The organism is Micromonospora sp. RL09-050-HVF-A, from assembly GCF_019374995.1.
GTDB lineage: Bacteria > Actinomycetota > Actinomycetes > Mycobacteriales > Micromonosporaceae > Micromonospora > Micromonospora antibiotica.
The window spans coordinates 2,257,380-2,277,073 of record NZ_JAGKQP010000002.1; the positions used below are offsets into that span (position 1 = coordinate 2,257,380).

A 19,694-nucleotide genomic window follows, 5' to 3' on the forward strand; every position below is an offset into this window, starting at 1 on the left:
CCACCCTGGTCCCCTCCCCGATCGGTCGGCCGCCCGGCCCGGGGGCGGTCCCGGACACGTTAGCGGCCCGGCCCGCCCGGCACATCCGGGTTGTCCCGGCGCAGGGTCAGAATCAGGTCGGCCACCAGCGCCGTCCACCCGGTCTGGTGCCAGGCCCCGAGCCCGGCGCCGTTGTCGCCGTGGAAATACTCGGGGAAGGCGATCAGGTCCCGCCAGTCGGGATGGGTCTGGAACAGCTGACACGCCCCGTAGATCGGCCGGCGGCCCCAGTCGTCCCGGGTGAACAGTGAGATCAACCGGACGGACAGGTCGTCGGCGATCTCGTCCAGGGTGCACTTGCGCCCCGACCTGGTCGGGTACTCCACCTGCAGGTCGTCGCCGAAGAACGCCGCGTAGTCACGCAACGCGCTGATCAGCAGGAAGTTCGTCGGCATCCAGATCGGGCCGCGCCAGTTGGAGTTGCCGCCGAACAACCCGCTCGTCGACTCGGCCGGCTCGTAGCCGACGCAGAACTCCTGCCCGCCCAGGTCGACCGCGAACGGCTTGTCCAGGTGCGCCCGGCTCAGCGTACGCAGACCGTAGTCGGAGAGGAACTCGTCGGGGTCGAGCATCCGGGCCAGCAGCCGGACCACCTGCTCCGGGCCGACCATGGACAGCAGCCGCTGCTGACGCCCGTCCGGGCCGAGCCGACGGGCCCCGATCACGTCGGCGTACTCGGGGCGTTGGGTGAGGAACCAGCGCAGCCGGGCACCCAGCTCGGGCAGGCGGTGCAGGGTACGGGCGCTGAGCCGGGTGGTGGCCGCCAACGGCAGCAACCCGACCACCGAGCGGACCTTCAGCGGCACCTGACTGCCGTCGGCGAGGCGCAGCACGTCGTAGAAGAACGCGTCCTCGGCGTCCCACAGCCCCTGCGAGTAACCGGCGGCGGCGATGTACGCGAAGTGTTCGAAGAACTTCGTCGCGGTGTCCACGTACGCCCGGTCGTGCTCGGCCAGCACGATGGCCATGTCCAGCAGGTTGAGGGCGTACATCGCCATCCAGCCGGTGCCGTCGGACTGTTCGAGGACCCCGGCCACCGGCAGCGCCGCCGAGCGGTCGAACGGGCCGACGTTGTCCAGCCCGAGGAAACCGCCCTCGAACAGGTTGTTGCCGCCGGTGTCCTTGCGGTTGACCCACCAGGTGAAGTTGAGCAGCAGCTTGTGCATCACCCGGGCGAGGAACTCGTGGTCGCGCCCGCCGTCGATCTCGAACACCTTCAGCGCCGCCCAGGCGTGCACCGGCGGGTTCACGTCGCCGAACGCCCACTCGTACGCCGGGATCTGGCCGTTGGGGTGCAGGTACCACTCGCGGAGCAGGAGCAGCACCTGCGCCTTGGCGAAGCCCGGGTCGACCCGGGCGATGGTGACGCAGTGGAAGGCCAGATCCCAGGCGGCGTACCAGGGATATTCCCACGGGTCCGGCATGGAGATCACGTCGAAGCTGGTCATGTGCCACCAGGCGCTGTTGCGCCCGTGGCGGCGGCCGGCCGGCGGCGTCGAGCCCGGGTCGCCGTCGAGCCACCGTTTGACGTCGAAGTGGTAGAACTGCTTGCCCCACATCAGCCCGGCGATCGCCTGCCGGGCCACCAGTGCCTCGTCGGCGCTGGCCGCCGCCGGGATCACCCCGGCGAAGAAGCGGTTCGCCTCGGCCCGCCGGGCCCACACCACCGCGTCGAAGCCCGCGCCCAACTCCGCCGGGGGCGGTGCGACGGCCCCGGGCGGCGGGGCGGTCCGGGTCAGCCGCAACCGGATCTGCCGTTGCCCGCCGGCCGGCACCTCCAGCACGTAGTGCAGGGCACCCTTGGTGCCCTCCCGGTCCGGGTTGACGGTGGCCGCGCCGGCCACCACGTGGTCGTTGATCCCGTCCTTCGGGTACGGCGAGCGACCGGCCAGCCCCCACAGCCGCTCGGCGTTGGTGTCGTTGTCGCAGAGCAGCGGGACCGGCTCGCCGTCGCCCTCCAGCAGGATCTGCCCCAGCACCCAGTGCTCGCCGACCAGCCGGCCCCCCTCGCCGGTCAGCCGGGGCACCCGGTCCGCGCCGGGCGGACCCCAGGCCCAGGTGTTGCGGAACCACAGCGTGGGCAGCACGTGCAGGGTGGCCGCCTCGTCGGCCCGGTTGGCGACGGTGACCAGGATGCACATGTCCGTCGGGGACGCCTTGGCGTAGTCGACGGTGACCGCCCAGTACCTGTCGTCGTCGAAGATGCCGGTGTCGACCAGCTCGTACTCGTTCTCGTCCCGGCCGCGCAGGGCGTTCACGGCGACCAGCTCGTCGTACGGGAAGGCGGCCTGCGGGTAGTGGTAGCGCCAGCGCATCCACGAGTGGGTGGGGGTGCTGTCGAGGTACCACCAGTATTCCTTGGCGTCCTCGCCGTGGTTGCCGCCGTCGCCGCCGAGGCCGAACATCCGCTCCTTGAGGATCGGGTCGACGCCGTTCCACAGCGCCAGCGCGAAGCAGAACGTCTGCCGGTCGTCGCAGACGCCCGCCATGCCGTCCTCGTTCCACCGGTAGGCTCTGGACCGCGCGTGGTCGTGGGGGAAGTAGTCCCACGCCGTGCCGTGTTCGCTGTAGTCCTCCCGTACCGTCCCCCACGCCCGCTCGGACAGATAGGGACCCCATGCTCGCCAGTCCTGCTCCCCGGCGTCAGCCTGGGCGAGCCGGAGCCGCTCGGCGTCGGGGGACGGGGCGTCGGAGGGCGATCTGTCGGTGAGCACCTGCACATTTTCGACGCCGCCGGGGTACTTGACCACAGCGGCCATTGTCGTCGTGGCGTGTTACACCTCGCCGCCACAGGAGGAAAGAAGTTGATCGAGTTCGGTTTCGGGCCGGGGGTCTGCGGTGAACTGGCCACCGGGGCGACCCGGGAATGGCTGGTCACCGACGGTCTCGGCGGTTACGCCATGGGCACGGTGAGCGGGTTGCGGACCCGCCGCTACCACGGTCTGCTGGTGGTCGCCGGAGAGACGCCGGCCGCCCGCCGGGTGGGACTGGTCAGCCTGGACCCGGCGGTGGTCCTGCCGTCCGGGGCCCGGGTGCGGCTCGGCGCGCACGAGTGGAACTCCGGCGTGGTCGACCCGCGCGGCTACGAGTTCCTGGAACGGTTCGACCTGGTCGACGGGCTGCCGCGCTGGCGGTGGCGGATCGGCGAGGTGGTGATCGAGCGGGAACTGGCCATGACGTACGGCCGGCCCGCCGTGGCGGTGGTGCACCGGCTGGTGGCCGGCGGCCCGGTCCGGCTGGACCTGTCGGCCGCCTGCACCTGGCGCGACGCGCACGGCGAGCGGCGGGCCGACGGTCCGACGCCCCGGGTGGAGCCGGCCGACGGCGGCGCGGTGGTCGAGGGCGCATACCGGCTGACCGGCCCGGACTGGACGCCCGAGGGGCAGTGGTGGCTGGGCGTGCACCACCGCGAGGAGGCCGCCCGGGGGCTGCACCCCGACGAGGACCTGTGGTGCGCCGGGCGGTTCTCCGGCGCGCTGGACCGCCCCGGGGACACCGTGTCGGTGCTGGCCTGGGCCGGCGACCTGGCCGAGGAGCCGCCCCCGGCGACGCAGGTGGTGGCGGCGGCCCGGCAACGGCACCGGGCGGTCGTGGCGGCGGCGAAACCGGCCGACGCGGTGGACGCCACCCTGGCGCTGGCCGCCGACGCGTTCGTGGTGCGCACCGCCACCGGCCCGGACGTGGTCGCCGGCTACCCGTGGTTCGGGGCCTGGTCGCGGGACACCATGACCTCCTACGAGGGGTTGTTCCTGTGCACCGGGCGGGCCGACGAGGGGCGGGAGCTGCTGCGGGGGTACGCGGCGACGCTGTCGGAGGGGATGCTGGCGAACACCGCCGACACGGGTCGGGTGGAGTACAACACGGTCGACGCGACGCTGTGGTTCCTGCACGCGGTGAGCCGGCACGTCACCGTCACCGGCGACACCGACCTGGGTGACGAGCTGCTGCCGGCGCTGCACGGGGTGGTGCAGGCACACCTGGCCGGCACCCGGTACGGCATCGCGGTCGACCCGGCCGACGGGCTGATCACCCAGGGTGGCACCCCGGGCACCGCGCTGACCTGGATGGACGCCCGGGTGTACGGGGTGCCGGTGACCCCGCGTACCGGCAAGCCGGTTGAGGTCAACGCGTTGTGGATCAACGGGCTGGCCGGGTTGGCGGAGCTGACCGAGCTGGCCGGGCAGGACCCGGCCGAGCTGTGGCGGCTGCACCACCGGGCCCGGGACGCGTTCGGTAAGCGGTTCCCCACCCCGGCGGGCTGGCTGCACGACGTGGTGGACGCGCCCGCCCCGGCGTACCCGCTGGGTGGGGCGGCGCACCACGACGACGACCTGCTGCGCCCCAACCAGCTGCTCGCCTGGTCGCTGCCGTACGCCCCGCTGGAGCCGGACCCGGTGGCGCTGCGTCGGGTGGCCGCCGGGCTGTTCACCCCGCTGGGCCCGCGCAGCCTCGCCCCCGACTCGCCGGAGTTCGCGCCCCGGCACCGGGGTGGCCCGGCGGAGCGGGACGGCGCGTACCACCAGGGGACGGTCTGGCCGTGGCTGGTCGGGCCGTTCGTCGAGGCGTACCGCAAGGCCGGGCTGCCCACCGACGACCTGCTGGTCGGGCTGGTCGGACACCTGGGGGAATTCGGCCTGGGCTCGGTCAGCGAGACGGCGGACGCCACCGCCCCGCACGCCGCCACCGGCTGCCCGTTCCAGGCGTGGTCGGTGGCCGAGCTGCTGCGGGTCAGGCGGGTTCGATAGGCAGGCGTTACACACCGGCAACGGCGGCGTCTCCGCTGGTTATCCACCGGTGGGCAGGATGGGCCCCAACCCCGGGCCGCAGCGAGGACACCCTTCTGGTGTCCCACCGGCGTGCGCCCAGGACACCACCCGAAGGGGGCCGCATGTCACCTGACGCCGACGTGATCGACATCCACCCCGCCCGGCACCAGCGGGTGCTGATGCTGTCCTGGGAGTACCCGCCGGTGCTGGTCGGCGGCCTCGGCCGGCACGTACACGCGCTGGCCACCGCCCTGGCCGCCGCCGGGCACGAGGTCACCGTGGTCACCCGGCACGCCGAGGGGGCGCCGCTTCAGGAGTACGCCGAGGGGGTCCGCGTCCTGCGCGCCCCCGAGGACCCGGTGACCTTCCCGCTGGCCACCGGGTCCCTGCTGGCCTGGACGATGGCGTTCAACCACACCCTGACCCGGACCGCCCTGCGGGCCACCGACTCCGCCGACTACGACGTGATCCACGCCCACGACTGGCTGGTCGGGCACACCGCCGTAACCCTGGCCGAGCACCTCGACCTGCCGCTGGTCACCACCATCCACGCCACCGAGGCCGGCCGCCACCAGGGCTGGCTGCCCGGGGAACTCAACCGCACCATCCACGGTGTCGAACACTGGATCAGCAACGCCTCGACCCGGGTGATCGCCTGCTCCGGTTACATGCGCGCCCAGGTGAGCCGGCTGTTCGACGTCCCGGCGGGGCGGGTCGACGTGGTGCCCAACGGGGTCGACGACCGGGCCTGGCGGGCCCGGCCCCGGGCGGTCGCCTCGGCCCGCGCCCGGTTCGCCGGGGACGGCCCGCTGGTCGGCTACGCCGGTCGGCTGGTCTACGAGAAGGGCGTACAGCACCTGGTGGACGCCGTGCCGCACCTGCGGGAGCGGCACCCGGGGCTGCGGGTGGTGATCGCCGGGGACGGCCCGTACAAGGACGAGCTGGTCGACCAGGTACGCCGGCTGCACGTCGGCGACAGCGTCCGGTTCGCCGGGTTCCTCGACGCCGGACAGCTCCCGGCGGTGCTCGCCGCCACCGACGCGACGGTCGTGCCGAGCCTCTACGAGCCGTTCGGCATGATCGCCCTGGAGGCGGCGGCGGCCGGCGCCCCGCTGGCCGTGGCGAGCACCGGCGGGCTGGCCGAGATCGTCGAGCCGGGCGTCACCGGGGTGACCTTCCCGCACAGCGACCCGGGCGCGCTCGCCGGTGCGGTCGACCGGCTCGTCGGCGACGAGGTCTTCGCCCGCCGGGTGGCCCGCCGGGCCCGCACCATGGTCGGCGAGCGGTACGGCTGGGTAGCCATCGCCGCACGTACCGTGAGCAGCTACTCCACCGCCCGTCGCGAACACGGCGGCTTCCAGGCCCGACGCGCCGCGACCCTGCTGACCGGCGGTCGCCAGCGGATCGCCATCCCCGAGGGCAACCTGCTGGCGTTCGACGGTGCCGCCTGCTGAGGAAACCGGGACCCGACGACCGATAGGTCCGCCCCGATCCATTGGCTACGGTGTACCTCGGCCGATGGTGAGGAGAACGGTGCAGCAGGTAGTGATCGCCGGCCGGTACCGCCTGTTGAACTTGGTGGGCCGGGGTGGCATGGGCCGGGTCTGGCTGGCCCGCGACGAGGTGTTGCATCGCGAGGTGGCGGTCAAGGAGGTGGTGCCCCCCGCCTGGTTGGCTGACGACGAACGCGACGAGGTGCGGCTGCGGACCCTGCGTGAGGCGCGCACCGCCGCCCGGCTCAACCATCCCAACGTGGTCCGGGTCTACGACGTGGTGCAGATCGAGGAACGCCCGTGGATCGTGATGGAGTACGTCCTGTCGCGGTCGTTGCAGGCGGTGCTGGACACCACCGGCCCGGTCGACCCGGTGCGCGCCGCCGAGATCGGGCTGGCGCTGCTGGCCGCGCTGCGGGCCGCGCACTCCGCCGGGGTGCTGCACCGCGACGTGAAGCCGCAGAACGTCCTGGTCGCCGACGACGGACGGGTGATGCTCACCGACTTCGGGCTGGCCACCTTCGACGGTGGGGACGGGCTGATGACCCGCCCCGGGATGGTGCTCGGCTCGCCGCAGTTCGTCGCCCCGGAACGCGCCGCCGACGGCGTGTCCAGCGTGGAGGCGGACATGTGGTCGCTCGGGGCCACCCTGCACGCCGCGGTGGAGGGCCGCTCCCCGTACGCCCGGAGCACCGCGATGGCCACCCTGGCCGCCCTGGCGAGTTCCCCGCCGGACCCGGCGCCGCACGCCGGACCGCTGCGCCCGGTCCTCGACGGGCTGCTGCTGCGCGACCCCCGGCAGCGGATCGGCCACGACGAGACGAACCGCCGCCTGGAGGCGGTGACCCGACCGACGCCCGCCGCCGAGCCGCCGACGGTGATACTGCCGGTCGCCCGTCCGGTGGGCGTGGCCCGGCCGCCCCGGCCGGGCGGGGACGGCGAGCCGACGCAGCAGCCGACGGACCGCGCGGCGAGGAGCCGCGCGGAACTCGACGCCGAACGGGAGTGGGGGCCACCAGGTCGCCGGGTCGCCGGTGACTCGGGGGAACGCCCCACCACGTCCTCCTCCCCGACGACGGCCGGCACCACCGGCTCGACGTCGTCGGGCCCGGAGCCCGGCCGTCCCGGGCCGGGTGTCGGGGCACCGGACGGCAGCGTGCCGACGTCCGGCCCGGCCACCGCCGCGCCGGGGTCGGGCGGACCTGCCCCCGCCGGTGCCGGGGCGGAACCCGGCGTCCCGGGGGGACACGGTCCCGGGACGGACCCGGGGCGCGGTGGCGCGGGTGGACGAGGCCCGGGGCGGTCCGGCGCGGGGGCGGGATCACGGCGGGCGACCGGGACGGGTGGGGTGGTCGGGATGTTCACCCGGCTGCCCGGCGGCACCCGGGGCTGGCTACTGGCCGGGGCGACCCTGGCGGTGGGGGCCACGGTGGGCATCGGCACCACGTTCGCGATCGACAACGACGAGCAGCGGGCCGCGCCGCGCAGCACCGACGTGCCCGTCACCGGCGTGCCCTCCACCCGCCCGTACGGCCCGCCGGGTGCCGACCGGGGCCGGCCGAACCCACCGCCCGGCGCACCGGGCCTCGCCCCGCCGCCCCTGCCCTGCCTGCGGCCCGATCCGGTCGGCACGAAGGTCACCGGCCGACCGGCGACCGTGGACGGCGGGTTCCGTCCCCCGGCCGGCTGGACCTGGTACGACGGTGCCGGCTTCCGGATCGCCGTCCCGGTCGGCTGGCTGCGCACCCAGGAGGGGCAGGTGGCCTGCTTCCGCGACCCGGGCAGCCGCCGGACGCTCAGCGTGGAACCGCTGGCCGGTGGTGGCGGCGGCGCGCTGGACCGGTTGCGGGCCGAGGAACGCACGCAGCTCGACTTCAACGCCCTGCCCGGGTACGACAAGATCAGGCTGGACACTCTCGACGATGACGGCGCCCAGTGGGAGTGCCGTTGGGACACCCCGTTCGGCGGCCGGGAGCACGCGGTCCGGATGATCCCGGGTCGGAACCTGTCCGGGTTCATCCTCAGCTGGTCCGCCGCCGACGAGGACTGGAGCAACTCGAACAGCCAGCTGCGGGTGGTGCGGGAGAGCTTCCAGGGTCGGTCGACCGAGGTGACCTCGCCCACCTGACCGGCCCCGCCGCTGCGCCCGCCCCCATCGTCACGGTCACCGTCACTGCGGCCGCCGTCACTGCGGCCGCCGTCACTGCGGCCGCCGTCACTGCGGCCGCCGTCACTGCGGCCGCCATCGCTGCGGTCGAGAAACCGCAGCTCGGTGGCTACCCTGGCGAGGGGGCAGTCGAGGGGGAAAGTCGTGCAGCAGCAGCTGGTCGCGGGGCGCTACCGCCTGCTCGAACTGGCCGGCACCGGCGGGATGGGCCGGGTCTGGTTGGCCCGCGACGAGATGCTGCACCGGGATGTCGCCGTCAAGGAGGTCGTCCCGCCCCACTGGCTCGCCGAGTCCGAACGCTCGGAACTACGGCTACGGACGCTGCGTGAGGCGCGTACCGCGGCCCGGCTCAACCACCCGAACGTGGTCCGGATCTATGACGTGGTGCACGACGGGGACAACCCCTGGATCGTGATGGAGTACGTCCCGTCCCGGTCGGTGCAGCAACTGCTCGGCATCGAAGGACCGCTGGACCCGCACCGGGTGGCGGGGATCGGGCTGGCGGTGCTGGCCGCGCTGCGGGCCGCACACACCGCCGGGGTGCTGCACCGCGACGTCAAACCGCACAACGTGCTGGTCGCCGACGACGGGCGGGTGGTGCTCACCGACTTCGGGCTGGCCACCTTCGACGGTGGGGACGGGCTGATGACCGGCCCGGGGTTGGTGCTCGGGTCGCCGCAGTTCGTCGCTCCCGAGCGGGCCCGCGACGGGGTCTCCGACCCGCGTACCGACCTGTGGTCGTTGGGCGCCACGCTCTACGCGGCGGTGGAGGGGCAGTCCCCGTACGCCCGCGCCAGTGCGATGGCGACGTTGAGCGCCCTGGCCACCGAGCCGCCCGACCCGGTGCGTCGGGCCGGGCCGCTGCGTCCGGTGCTGGAAGGTCTGCTGCGCCGGGAGCCGGGCGAACGGCCCACCGCCGCCGAGACGGAGTCGTTGCTGCTCGCCGCGCTCGCCGCACCGCCGACCGGCAGTCCCTCCCCCGCCGGGCCACCTCCGCCCGGCGCGGCTGTCCACCGGCCGGAGATCCCGACCGACCCGGCAACCGTCGACGCGCCCCCGCCCTCCGGGTCGGCCGGGCCGGGTCCCGGGATCGGTCCACCGGGACCGGGTCCCGCCGGGCCGAGTCCGGCCAGGCCGGATCCAGCCGGGCCGGGTCTGGCCGGGCCGGGTCTGGCCGGGCCGGGTCTGGCCGGGCCGGATCCAGCCGGGATCGGTCCACCGGGACCGGGCCCGGCCGCGCCGGATCCAGCCGGGATCGGTCCACTGGGACCGGGCCCGGCCGCGCCGGGTCCAGCCGGGATCGGTCCGGCCGGGATCGGTCCGGCCGGGCGGAGTCCGGTCGACGGGCGTACCCCGGCGGTGCCGGTGGCGGACGCACGTCGCCGCCGACGGATCGCCCTGGTCACGGTGGCCGTCGCGGGCGCCCTGCTGGCCGGGGTCGGGACGACGCTCGCCCTGCACGACGGCGGCACCACCCCGTCCTCACCGGGCGGCGGCGCCGGCAACCCGGTGGCCCGGCCGGCGGCCTTCCCGTGCGCCGCGCCCGCGCCGACGGACGCCACCCCGGTCCGGTCCGCGCCACCGCCGGCGGGTGAGCGGTTCGGCCTGGTCCCGGGCTGGACCTGGTACGAGGACCCGACCGGATTCCGGATCGCCGCGCCGGCCGGGTGGCTGCACTACACCGAGGGCACGGTGACCTGCCTGCGGGAGCCGGGCGGCCCCCGGGTGCTCAGCGTGGCCCCCGGTGACGCCCCGGCCGACCCGGTCGCCCACTGGCAGGCCGAGGAACGCCGGCTCACCGATGACGGCCGGCTCACCGGTTACCGTCGGGTGGAGATCGTCCCGTTGGACATGTTCCGGGGTGGCGCACTGTGGGAGTGCGAGTGGACCGGTGCCACCGGTGGCCGGCTGCACACCGCCCGGCTGCTGGTACGGGTCACCCGGGACCGGGCGTACACCGTCTCATGGCTGACAGACCAGTTCGACTGGCAGGTCAACGCGACATACTTCCTGATGATCAGGCAGAGTTTCCGCCCCGCCGACTGACACCGTCCCCTGTGGATTGTCCGGGTGATTGCCCCGTCGGTGACGGCTCTGACACAGTGGCGTAGCGTTGTCGATCAAGAACCCGGGGAGGGGCGAGGCGAGATGATGGGACCGTCCCACGCACTGTCGGGCGCGGCGGTGTGGCTGACCGGGTCGTGGGCGCTGGACTACTTCGCCGACTACCACCAGTCCCCGCTGGCGCTGGCCGTCGGCACGGCGGTCTGTGCCGGTGGCGCGCTCTTTCCCGACCTCGACCTCTCCGGCAAGGTCACCCGTAACCAGGGCGGCGCGACGGTGGCCCGCACCTTCGGCGTCTTCTCGCTCTTCGTCGCCGAGGTGATGGAGAAGATCTCCCTCGGCGTCTACTACGCCACCAAGCTCAGCCGCGACCCGCGCCGCAACAACGGCCACCGTACGCTGACCCACACCATCCCGTTCACCGTGCTGGTCGGCTGGGGCACCACCGCGCTCTGCGCCGCGTACGGCAAGTGGGCGGTGGTGAGCATCCTGTTCTTCATGATCGGGCTGGCGCTGCGCGGGCTCTTCGACGAGTGGGCCGAACGGGCCGGCTGGGTGATCGTCACGCTCGTCTCGGCCGCCGCCGCCTGGTTCACCTTCGCCACCCTGCCCGGCGACCGCGGCTACCCGATGATCGGGTTGGCCGTCGGAGTGGGCTGTTTCGTGCACATCCTCGGCGACATGATCACCAAGGCGGGGGTGCCGATCCTCTGGCCGATCCCGATCAAGCGCCGCATGTGGACGATGATCGGGCTGCCGAACAGCATCGCCCTGCGCACCGGCAGCAAAGCCGAGGTGGTCGTGTTGCGCACCGCGCTGACGGTGCTCTCCGTACTCGCGGCGGTCGGCCTGGTAGCCCCCTCGGTCCTGCAACGATTCAACATAGAGGTCTAACCCCTCCCGCTCGCCCCCGCCCCCGCCCCGCCTCCTCCCCGCCCCGGCCCCGGCCCCGGCCCGGCCTTTCCCCGGTGATCAAGAGGTTTGCGTCAACATGGAGATCATTCTTGACGCAAATCTCTTGATCACCCGGGGGAAAGGCGGGCGGGGAGGGGCGGAGTCGGCCTGGTTGGCCGTGGGTGGGGGCCGGGTTCGTGGGTGAGGGGACGGTCGGGGGCGCTGGCCGAGCGGTCGGCGGTCACCTGTCGCGTTCCGCAGGCGGCAGCATCCCCGCCGCCTGCCTGAACGCTGATCAGACGCCGACCCGCTGCGGTGGCACGGTGAGGCCGTAGAGCGCCATCAGCTCCGGGGTGTCGACCCGGTTGCCGTCGGCGACCGAGTCGCAGGCGATGTCGACGATTTGGTCCTTGTGCGCCAACAGGTAAGGTCGGGCTCCGACATCGGCGCTGGCCAGGGTGGCGATGCCGGCCCAGTGCCGACGGCCGAACAGCATCGGGTAACCGCGCAACCCGTCGTAGGTGGCGCAGGCGAGCACGTCCGGGTAGGGCAGCGCGGCCACCCGGCGGACCGCCTCCGGGGTGAGGCCGGGCATGTCGACCGGGACCACCACCACCGCCTCGACCCGCCTGTCGGCCAGCGCGGCCAGGCCAGCCCGGATCGACGAGCCGACGCCGGTGCCCCAGGCCCGGTTGACCACCACGGTGGCAGGGCTCAGGTCAGCCGCCGCCCGTACCTCGTCGGCCGCCGCGCCCAACACGACCACCAACTGCCCGCACCCGGCCTCGGTCATCGTGTCGATCATGCAGCTGACCAGCGGCCGGCCTCCCTGGAGCAGTAATGCCTCGGGGCCGCCGAGCCGGCGTCCCCCGCCCGCCGCGATGATCATTCCTGCGATACGCACACCGGGTGCAACGAGCCCTCACCCGATCCGTGTCGGCACGAAACGGATATTTCACGCGTAATACCCACCCGCCCCCTGCCCTAACCCTCCTCCCGTCCCCCACCTGCCCTCGGTGATCAAGAGGTTTACGTCAGGAAACTCGATCCGGCTGACGCAAACCTCTTGATCACCGGGGACGGGAGGGGATGGGCGGGGGACCCGGGGATGGGCGGGGGTGGGGACGGGATGAGGGGTGGGGTGGGGGTGGGGGTGGGTTAGGCGTGGGCGTAGCAGTCGACGGTGGAGAGGTCGAGGGGGAAGCGGACGGGGGTGTCGCCGAAGAGCAGGGTCGAGGCGCGTGCTCCGGCCCGGCGGATCGCCTCGGTCACCGGATCGGCCAGCTCGGCCGGGCAGTGCACGATCACCTCGTCGTGCTGAAAGAAGACCAACTCGCCACCGATACCGGCCAGCTCGCCCCGGAGCGTGGCGAGCATCGTCGAGGCCCACTCGGCGGCGGTGGCCTGGATGACGAAATTCCGGGTGAACCGGCCCCGGGACCGGGCGGCCCGCGCCCGGGGTGAACGGGGGTCCGACCCGGCGTCCGGGTCCACCAGGGCATCGTCACCGGTGTCGAAGCCGGCTGTCCCCGGTGGGCAGGTCCGCCCCAGCCAGGACCGGACCAGACCGCCCGCCTCGCCGGTGCGGGCTGCCGCCTCCAGGTAACCGAAGGCGGTCGGGTAGCTGCGCTTGAGCACCGCCAGGGCGGGCAGCGCCGAGCCACCGGTCTGCCCGTACATCGCGCCGAGCAGGGCCAGCTTGGCCCGGGCCCGGTCACCACCGAAGGAGTCCTGCGCCAACGCCGCATAGAGGTCACCGGCCGCACCGGCGGTGGCCAGCCGGGCGTCGCCGGAGACCGCGGCGAGCACCCGGGGCTCCAACTGGCCGGCGTCGGCCACCACCAACTGCCACCCCGGATCGGCCACCACCGCCTGCCGGATCACCTTGGGGATCTGCAACGCGCCGCCGCCCCGGGTCGCCCACCGGCCGGAGACCACCCCGGCGGGGACGTACTCCGGGCGGAACCGGCCGTCGCGGACCCAGGCGTCCCGCCAGGCCCAGCCGTGCGCCGTCCAGATCCGGAACAGCTCCTTGTATTCGAGCACCAACGGTACGGCCGGATGGTCGACGCCGCGCAGCACCCAGGCCCGGGTGTTGGGCAGCTGCACGCCGACGCGGGCGAAGGCGCGCATCAGCTCCGCCGGGGAGTCGATGTGCAGCTGCCGCACCCCGAGCGCCTCGGCGATCCGGGCGGCCAGTTCGGCCAGCCGCCGGGGCGGCCCGCCCATCGGGGACGCCTCGCCCAGCAGCTCGGCGAGGATCTCACCGTGCACGTCGACCCGCCACGGCAGCCCCGCCGCGGCCATCTCGACCGCGACGAGCGCACCGGCCGACTCGGCGGCGACCAGCAGCCGGAACCGGCCGGGATGCGCGGTGGCGGCGATCCGGGTGAGCTGGTCGGCGTACACCCGGGTCAGGGTGTCGATGCCGGGGCCCGGCGGGCCGGGGACGGCCTCGAAGAGCGCGGCCTGGCCGTGACCGGGCGGCGCGGGCGGCCGGGCCGGCGGGTCGGGTGGGACCACGGCCCCGATGAGCCGGGCGTACGCGGCGGCCGGCGAACGCGGCTCGCCCCACCGCCCGGCGTGCCCCAGCAGCAGCGCCTCGGTCAGCTCGACGTCGTGGCACCGCTCGACCCGCACCCCGGCACCCAGCAGGATGGGGTAGACCGCCGTGCCGGAGCCCCACACCCAGCGGGGACGCTCGGCGGCCTCCCGGGCGGCGACCGCGCGGGTCAGGTCGTCGACCAGCTCGACCGCGCCGGACGGGCGGCCGGCGGCGTCCAGCGGCCGGAGCGCGCCACTGCCCCGCTCGCCCGCCACCACCGCCACCACCGCCACGGCCCGATTCTGCCCCGCCCCTGTGACACCCCGCCGCTTCCGCCGGTCGCCGGGTCCGTTCCACCTGTCAGGCCGTCACCTACCGACACCTGCGGATCGCCCACTGCGGTACTGAGGGGCAGGGGGCGTGCCGGCACCCGGACAGCTGCCGCAGCGCAGCGGCGGGGCCGGGTGCCGCCGCGGCCCAGCGGCCCAGCGGCCCGAGAACCGCGGTCCGGGGCCCGAGAACCGAGAACCGGGGCCCGAGAACCGAAGTCCCGGGCACTGACCGCGCATGAGGGCTGGCGGCAGGGCGGAGCGCCAGCCGGCCCGGCGGCGGGATGGAGCGGGTCGCCTCGCCGCCGGGACGGAGGGGGCTACTTGACCGCGCCGGAGGTCAGACCGGACTGGATCTGCCGCTGGAAGATCGCGTACACGATGATCATCGGGAGGATGGCGATGGTCAGGGCGGCGAACAGGCCGGACCAGTCGGCCTCGTAGCCGGCATTGACCGAGATGTCGGCGATGCCCTGGGTGAGCACCCACTTGTCCTTGGCGTTGGAGAGCAGCACCAGGGGCAACTGGTACTGCGCCCACTGCCCGATGATGTTGAAGATCGCCACGCTGATCAGGCCCGGCTTCGCCATCGGCAGCATCACCTGGAAGAACAGTCGGGTGTGCGAACAGCCGTCGATCATGCCGGCCTCGGCCACCGAGTTCGGCAGCGTCCGGAAGAACGCGGCCAGGAAGAAGATGGTGAACGGCAGCGAGTAGGCGATGTAGACCAGGATCACGCCGGTGTGGGTGTCCAGCAGGCCCAGGTTGCGGACCACGAAGAACAGCGGCACCAGCGCCAGGAAGACCGGGAAGGCCAACCCGGAGACGAACAGGTAGTAGATCGCCCGGTTGCCCCGGAACTTGTACCGGGCCAGCACGTACGCGGCCATCGAACCGAACAGCATGGTGCCGAAGGTGCTGCACGACACCACGAAGACGCTGTTGAGGAAGTACCGGCCGACGTGCGCCTTGGTCCAGGCCCGGCCGAAGTTCTCCCAGCGCAGCTCCGCCGGCAGCGTCCACGGGCTGCTGAAGATCTCGCCGGTGTTCTTGAACGCGGCCAGGAACGTCCAGAGGATCGGCACGATGACGATCACCGCCCAGACGGCGAGCGCCAGCTGACCGAGCCCGCTGAACAGTCGTACCTCGTGGTGCTCGCCCCGGCCCTTGCGGGTGCGGGCGGCGGGCCGGCCGGGCGGGGTGTCCGCCGCGGCCGGCGGCAGCGTCGTCTGTGCGGCCATGTCAGTACTCCACGCTTTCCCGCTTGGTCAACCGCAGCGTCAGCGCCGCGAACGTGAGGGTGAGGAAGAACAGCGCCACACCCATCGCCGAGGCGTAGCCGTACTTCGAGTAGACGAAGGCGTTGCGGTAGATCTCCACCGCCAGCACCGTCGTCGCGCCGTCCGGGCCGCCGCTGTCCACCGAGAGCACCGCGACGATGGCGAACGCGTCGAACGCGGCGATGCCGAGATAGACCCAGGCCACCTGGAGGGTGTCCCAGAGCAGCGGCAGGGTGACCCGGAAGAACAGCATCACCTTGCTCGCCCCGTCCATCTCGGCCGCCTCGTAGATCTCCCCCGGGATCGAGGCCATCCCGGCCGAGAAGAGCACCACGTAGAAGCCGACGGCCTGCCAGACCAGCACCGCGATGATCGACCACAGGGCCAGGTTCGGCCGGACCAGGAACAGCACCGGGTCCAGCCCGATCTTCATCAGCACGCCGTTGATCAGGCCGGACTCGTTGGGCCGGTACACCATCTGGAACAGCACCGCGATGATGGCCACCGCCAGGACCTGGGGGAAGAAGAACACCACCCGGTAGAACTTCGACCCCCGGACCCCCTGCCGCTGGCCACCCACGCTGCGTCCGCCCACGTTGAGCAGGAAGGCGAAGAACAACGCGATGGCGATCGTGATCAGCGGCAGGGCAAGCAGCAGTACGCCGTGGTGCTGGACCGCCTGCCAGAAGCGCCCGTCGTCGAGCAGCCGCCGGTAGTTGTCGAAGCCCACCCACTGCGGGGCGGACAGCCCCCGCCAGTTGGTCATCGAGATCTGGAACGCCTGCGCGTACGGTGCGATGACGAAGACCACGTACAGCGTGACCGGGGCGAAGAGGAACCCGATCACGAACGGATACTTGCCGTGCCGCATGATCCCGCTACTCCGATCGGTCAGCGCGTGAACTTGGCGACGGAGCTGTCCTTCTTGATGGCGTCGGCCCGCTTCTGGATCCGCTCCACGAAGGCGTCCGCCTTGATCCGGCCGAACATCAGCTCGTTGGTGGCGGTGCGCGCCTCCGTGTCGAGCTCCTTGTACCAGCCGTCGAAGTACAGGTTGAACACGTCCTTGCCGGCGGCGGCGAGGGCGGCCTGCGAGCTGGCCACGCCGGGCGGAAAGGCGAAGCCGGCGCTGCCGGCGGTGACCACGGTCGGGGCCTTGACCACCTCGGTGAAGCCCTTCGCCCCGGCGACCGAGAGCATCTGGCGCATGTACTCCAGACCACCGCGCGGGTTCTTGCTCTTGGCCGAGACGAAGTAGCCCTCACCGGCGGTGGCCCGTACGGCGGTGGCGGGCAGCTTGTCCGAGCCGGTGAGGCTGGGCACCGGCATCAGCTGGTAGTCGAAGCCGGCCGGGGTGTCCTTCTTCTGCTCGCCCTCCAGCCAGTCGCCGCTGGGGTAGAGGGCCAGCTTGTACTGGTTCTGCCGCAGCTGCACGTCGGTGTGCTTGAGCCCCTCGAAGCTCTTGTCGACGTACTTCGCGCCGATCTCCTCCCATGCCTGGGCGGCCTGCTTGACCGCGTCCTGCTGCCAGGCGCCGTCCTCCAGGTTGTCGATGTTCTTGAGTACGTCGGTGCCGCCGATCTTCGCGGCGTGGGTCAGGATGACGTTCCACTGGTAGTAGGCGGCGTTCGCCCCGGCGTAGCCGTACGGGGTGATGCCCTTGGACTTGATGCCGTCGAGCAGGGCGGTGAACTCCGACCAGGTCTTCGCGGGCGCCCAGCCGTTGTCCTTGAACAGCTTGCCCGAGTACCAGATGCCGAAGACGGTGGAGACGTAGTACAGGACGTACGGCTTGCCGTTGAACGAGCCGGCCTCGACGGTGCCGGGGACGACGGTGTCGCGGACCTTCTTGCTCGGGTCGTCGACCGACGGGGCGTCCCACAGCTCGGTGAGGTCCATCAACTGCCCGTCGGCGACCAGCGAGCCGAAGTCGATCAGCTTCTCGCCGGAGTTGTTGACGAACTCCGGCGGGTTGCCCGAGGCGAACCGGGGCTGGAGCACGGTGGAGACCGCCTGGGTGGACTGGTGCTTGATCTCCGCCTTGGGGAACGCCTTCTTGTAGAGCGGCTCGTGCACGTCGGTGGCGTACTTCTCGCCGTAGCCACCGTTGAAGATGACCACCTCCAGCGGGGCGTCCTCGGCGGCGCCGAGCGGGTTGGTCGCGCTCTTGGTGCCCTCCTCGGCCTTGGTGGTGTCCTCGTCGGAGCCGCTGGTGGCGCAGGCACCGAGCAGGCCGACCACCGGGGTGGCGAGCAGGCCCGCCGCGGCGGTCCGGCCCAGCAGGCTGCGGCGGCTCATCGGGGTCGGGGTCTCGGGGGTGTTCGACATCGTCGTCTCTCCTTGGGTGTCCGGGTCAGGCGGTGCGCCGGAGACGCCCGGCGTACCGCGACTCGAGGGCGAGGTTGTGCGCGTCCCCACCGGGGACGTTGGCGGAGAGGTAGATAGGGGGTACCTCTCCGGCCTGGTGGAACCGTCGGACGACCTCCGCGGTCACCAGTTGCGCCAGCAGCGCGGAGGTGACCGAGGAGACCGCACAGACCGCGCCGCCGCCCTCCAGCGGCAGCAGTGCGTCGCCGTACGGTGCGCCGTTGTCCAGCACGACGTCGGCGAGTTCGGCGAGTCGGCGACCGGACGGGTGGCGGGGCGCGACCCGTGCGGTGTGGGCGACCGAGGTGACCGCGATCAGCGGGTGGCCGTGCCCGGTGACCAGCGTCGCCAGCTCGACGACCGAGCCGTTGATGCCGGACTGGGAGGCGATCAGGAAGACGTCGGCCGGCTGCGGCCGGGCCAGCGGGTAGAGCTGGTGGGCCACGGCCGGGTCGCGTTCCAGCTTGGGGTCGGTGAGCACGTCGCGCGGGGCGTCGCCGTGCAGCACCAGGTCGTGCAGGCCGATCCGGTTGGTGGGGACCAGGCCGCCGGCCCGGGCCACCAGTTCGGCGGCGAACGCCTCGGAGTGGCCGGCGCCGAACGCCTGGAGCACGCCGCCGGCCCGCAGGCTGGTGGCGATCAGGTCGGCGGCCCGGCCGATCGCCTCGGCCTGGGTGTCGAGCAGCCGGTCGAGGACGGGCCGGACGGCTCGCGCGTACCCCTGGGCACTGATCATGACGTGGTCCCCTTCGCGGCCTTGTGCCCGTCGACGGCCTGGGCGGTACGCCGGAAGGCCGCGTGGGCGCGGTCGTGGGTGCGCTGCGCCACGGCGATGTAGAGCAGGTCGAGCACGACGAGTTGGGGGTGCCGGGCGGACAGCGCGTCCGGCCGGAAGGTGGTGGCCTGGCTGGCGGTGAGCAGGACGATGTCGGCCAGTTCGGCGAGCGGGGAGCGGGGGAACCCGGTCAACGCGACGGTGGTGGCGCCCCGGCTGCCCGCCTCGGCGAGCATCTCGATGGTCTCCCGGGTCTGCCCGGTGTGCGAGATGCCCAGGGCGACGTCGCCGACGCCGAGCAGCGCGGCGCTGGCGAGCCCCTCGTGCACGTCGCTCCAGGCCCACGCCGCCACCCCGATGCGGTGCAGGCTGAACTGCATCTCCTCGCCGACCAGGGCGCTGCCGCTGGCGCCGAAGATGTTGACCCGGGCGGCTCCGGCGATGGCGACGGCGGCCCGTTCGACCTCGGCGAGGTCGAGCAGGGTGGCGGTGTCGTGCATGGCGCGGGTGTCGGCGGCCATGATCTGGTCGAGCACCCGGGCCAGCGGGTCGCCGGGCTGGATCTCCCGGCCGATGTCGACGGTCCAGCCGGCCGAGCGGGCCCGGCCGGTCTCGGAGGCGATGCCCAGGCGCAGGTCGGCGTAGCCGTCGAAGCCCATGGCCCGGCAGAAGCGGGTGATCGTCGCCGGTGAGGTGCCGCTGCGTTCGGCCAGCTCGACGATAGTGGCGCGGGCCGCTGCCTCCGGGTCGCTGAGCACCTGCTCGGCGACCCGGCGCAACGCTCCCGTCAACTCCCCCGTGCCGGCCCGGACCCTGGCCAGCACTCCGTCCGCGCTGCGCCGGTCGACCGGCTCGGCATCGACCACCGCGGTTGCCGCGGTGGTGTCCGCCTCGTGCTCGGCCATCGACGCGCCTTTCGGAAAAGAGTGTTAACTGTTAGTGGTAAAAGTTCTTACTGAAGGCCCCTTCCTGTCA

At 73.0% G+C, this 19,694-nt stretch carries 13 protein-coding genes; 5 read left to right on the top strand and 8 right to left on the bottom strand.

Going from position 1 to position 19,694, the window contains the following annotated elements:
- Nucleotides 1–59: 59 nt before the first annotated feature.
- Nucleotides 60–2,798 (bottom strand): glucosidase, encoded by a 2,739-nt coding sequence (locus J7462_RS09605; RefSeq protein ID WP_219463618.1) that lies wholly within the window; start codon nt 2,796–2,798, stop codon nt 60–62.
- A 45-nt stretch (nt 2,799–2,843) separates the two neighbouring features.
- On the opposite strand from J7462_RS09605, the gene J7462_RS09610 reads away from it, so the two are divergent.
- From J7462_RS09610 to J7462_RS09630, 5 genes are all read left to right on the top strand, one after another.
- A complete protein-coding gene (locus J7462_RS09610; RefSeq protein ID WP_219463619.1) occupies nt 2,844–4,784 on the top strand; it encodes an amylo-alpha-1,6-glucosidase in 1,941 nt (646 codons plus the stop codon).
- A gap of 143 nt (nt 4,785–4,927) precedes the next feature.
- Complete coding sequence (locus J7462_RS09615; RefSeq protein ID WP_219463620.1) at nt 4,928–6,259, top strand: glycosyltransferase family 4 protein; 1,332 nt, start codon at nt 4,928–4,930, stop codon at nt 6,257–6,259.
- Nucleotides 6,260–6,338: 79 nt separating this feature from the next.
- On the top strand, nt 6,339–8,426 hold the full coding sequence (locus J7462_RS09620; protein ID WP_308290847.1) for a protein kinase: 2,088 nt from the start codon (nt 6,339–6,341) through the stop codon (nt 8,424–8,426).
- A 183-nt stretch (nt 8,427–8,609) separates the two neighbouring features.
- Entirely contained in the window at nt 8,610–10,511 is a 1,902-nt protein-coding gene (locus tag J7462_RS09625; protein WP_219463624.1) for a serine/threonine-protein kinase, read from the top strand.
- Nucleotides 10,512–10,613: 102 nt separating this feature from the next.
- Complete coding sequence (locus J7462_RS09630; protein ID WP_219463626.1) at nt 10,614–11,423, top strand: metal-dependent hydrolase; 810 nt, start codon at nt 10,614–10,616, stop codon at nt 11,421–11,423.
- Nucleotides 11,424–11,718: 295 nt separating this feature from the next.
- Here the strand turns inward: J7462_RS09630 and J7462_RS09635 are convergent, their stop codons facing one another.
- The 7 genes from J7462_RS09635 to J7462_RS09665 all read right to left on the bottom strand — a co-directional run bounded on the left by J7462_RS09635 (nt 11,719) and on the right by J7462_RS09665 (nt 19,624).
- Nucleotides 11,719–12,312: an NTP transferase domain-containing protein gene (locus tag J7462_RS09635; RefSeq protein WP_219470184.1), complete on the bottom strand. Its 594-nt coding sequence runs from the start codon at nt 12,310–12,312 to the stop codon at nt 11,719–11,721.
- Nucleotides 12,313–12,581: 269 nt separating this feature from the next.
- Nucleotides 12,582–14,261: a bifunctional 3'-5' exonuclease/DNA polymerase gene (locus tag J7462_RS09640; protein WP_308290848.1), complete on the bottom strand. Its 1,680-nt coding sequence runs from the start codon at nt 14,259–14,261 to the stop codon at nt 12,582–12,584.
- A gap of 356 nt (nt 14,262–14,617) precedes the next feature.
- Entirely contained in the window at nt 14,618–15,538 is a 921-nt protein-coding gene (locus J7462_RS09645) for a carbohydrate ABC transporter permease (RefSeq protein WP_219463627.1), read from the bottom strand.
- 1 nt (nt 15,539) lies between these two features.
- Nucleotides 15,540–16,448 carry a carbohydrate ABC transporter permease gene (locus J7462_RS09650; RefSeq protein WP_208570895.1) on the bottom strand — a complete coding sequence of 303 codons (909 nt, stop codon included), beginning with the start codon at nt 16,446–16,448 and terminating at the stop codon, nt 15,540–15,542.
- A 20-nt stretch (nt 16,449–16,468) separates the two neighbouring features.
- Nucleotides 16,469–17,905, bottom strand: a complete 1,437-nt coding sequence (ngcE, locus tag J7462_RS09655) for an N-acetylglucosamine/diacetylchitobiose ABC transporter substrate-binding protein (protein ID WP_219463629.1) — start codon at nt 17,903–17,905, stop codon at nt 16,469–16,471.
- Nucleotides 17,906–17,930: 25 nt separating this feature from the next.
- Nucleotides 17,931–18,680, bottom strand: coding sequence for a sugar isomerase domain-containing protein (locus J7462_RS09660; protein WP_208570897.1), 750 nt, complete (start codon nt 18,678–18,680; stop codon nt 17,931–17,933).
- Complete coding sequence (locus tag J7462_RS09665; RefSeq protein ID WP_208570898.1) at nt 18,677–19,624, bottom strand: MurR/RpiR family transcriptional regulator; 948 nt, start codon at nt 19,622–19,624, stop codon at nt 18,677–18,679. Before J7462_RS09665 ends, J7462_RS09660 begins: the two co-directional genes overlap by 4 nt.
- Between the last annotated feature and the right edge of the window lie 70 nt (nt 19,625–19,694).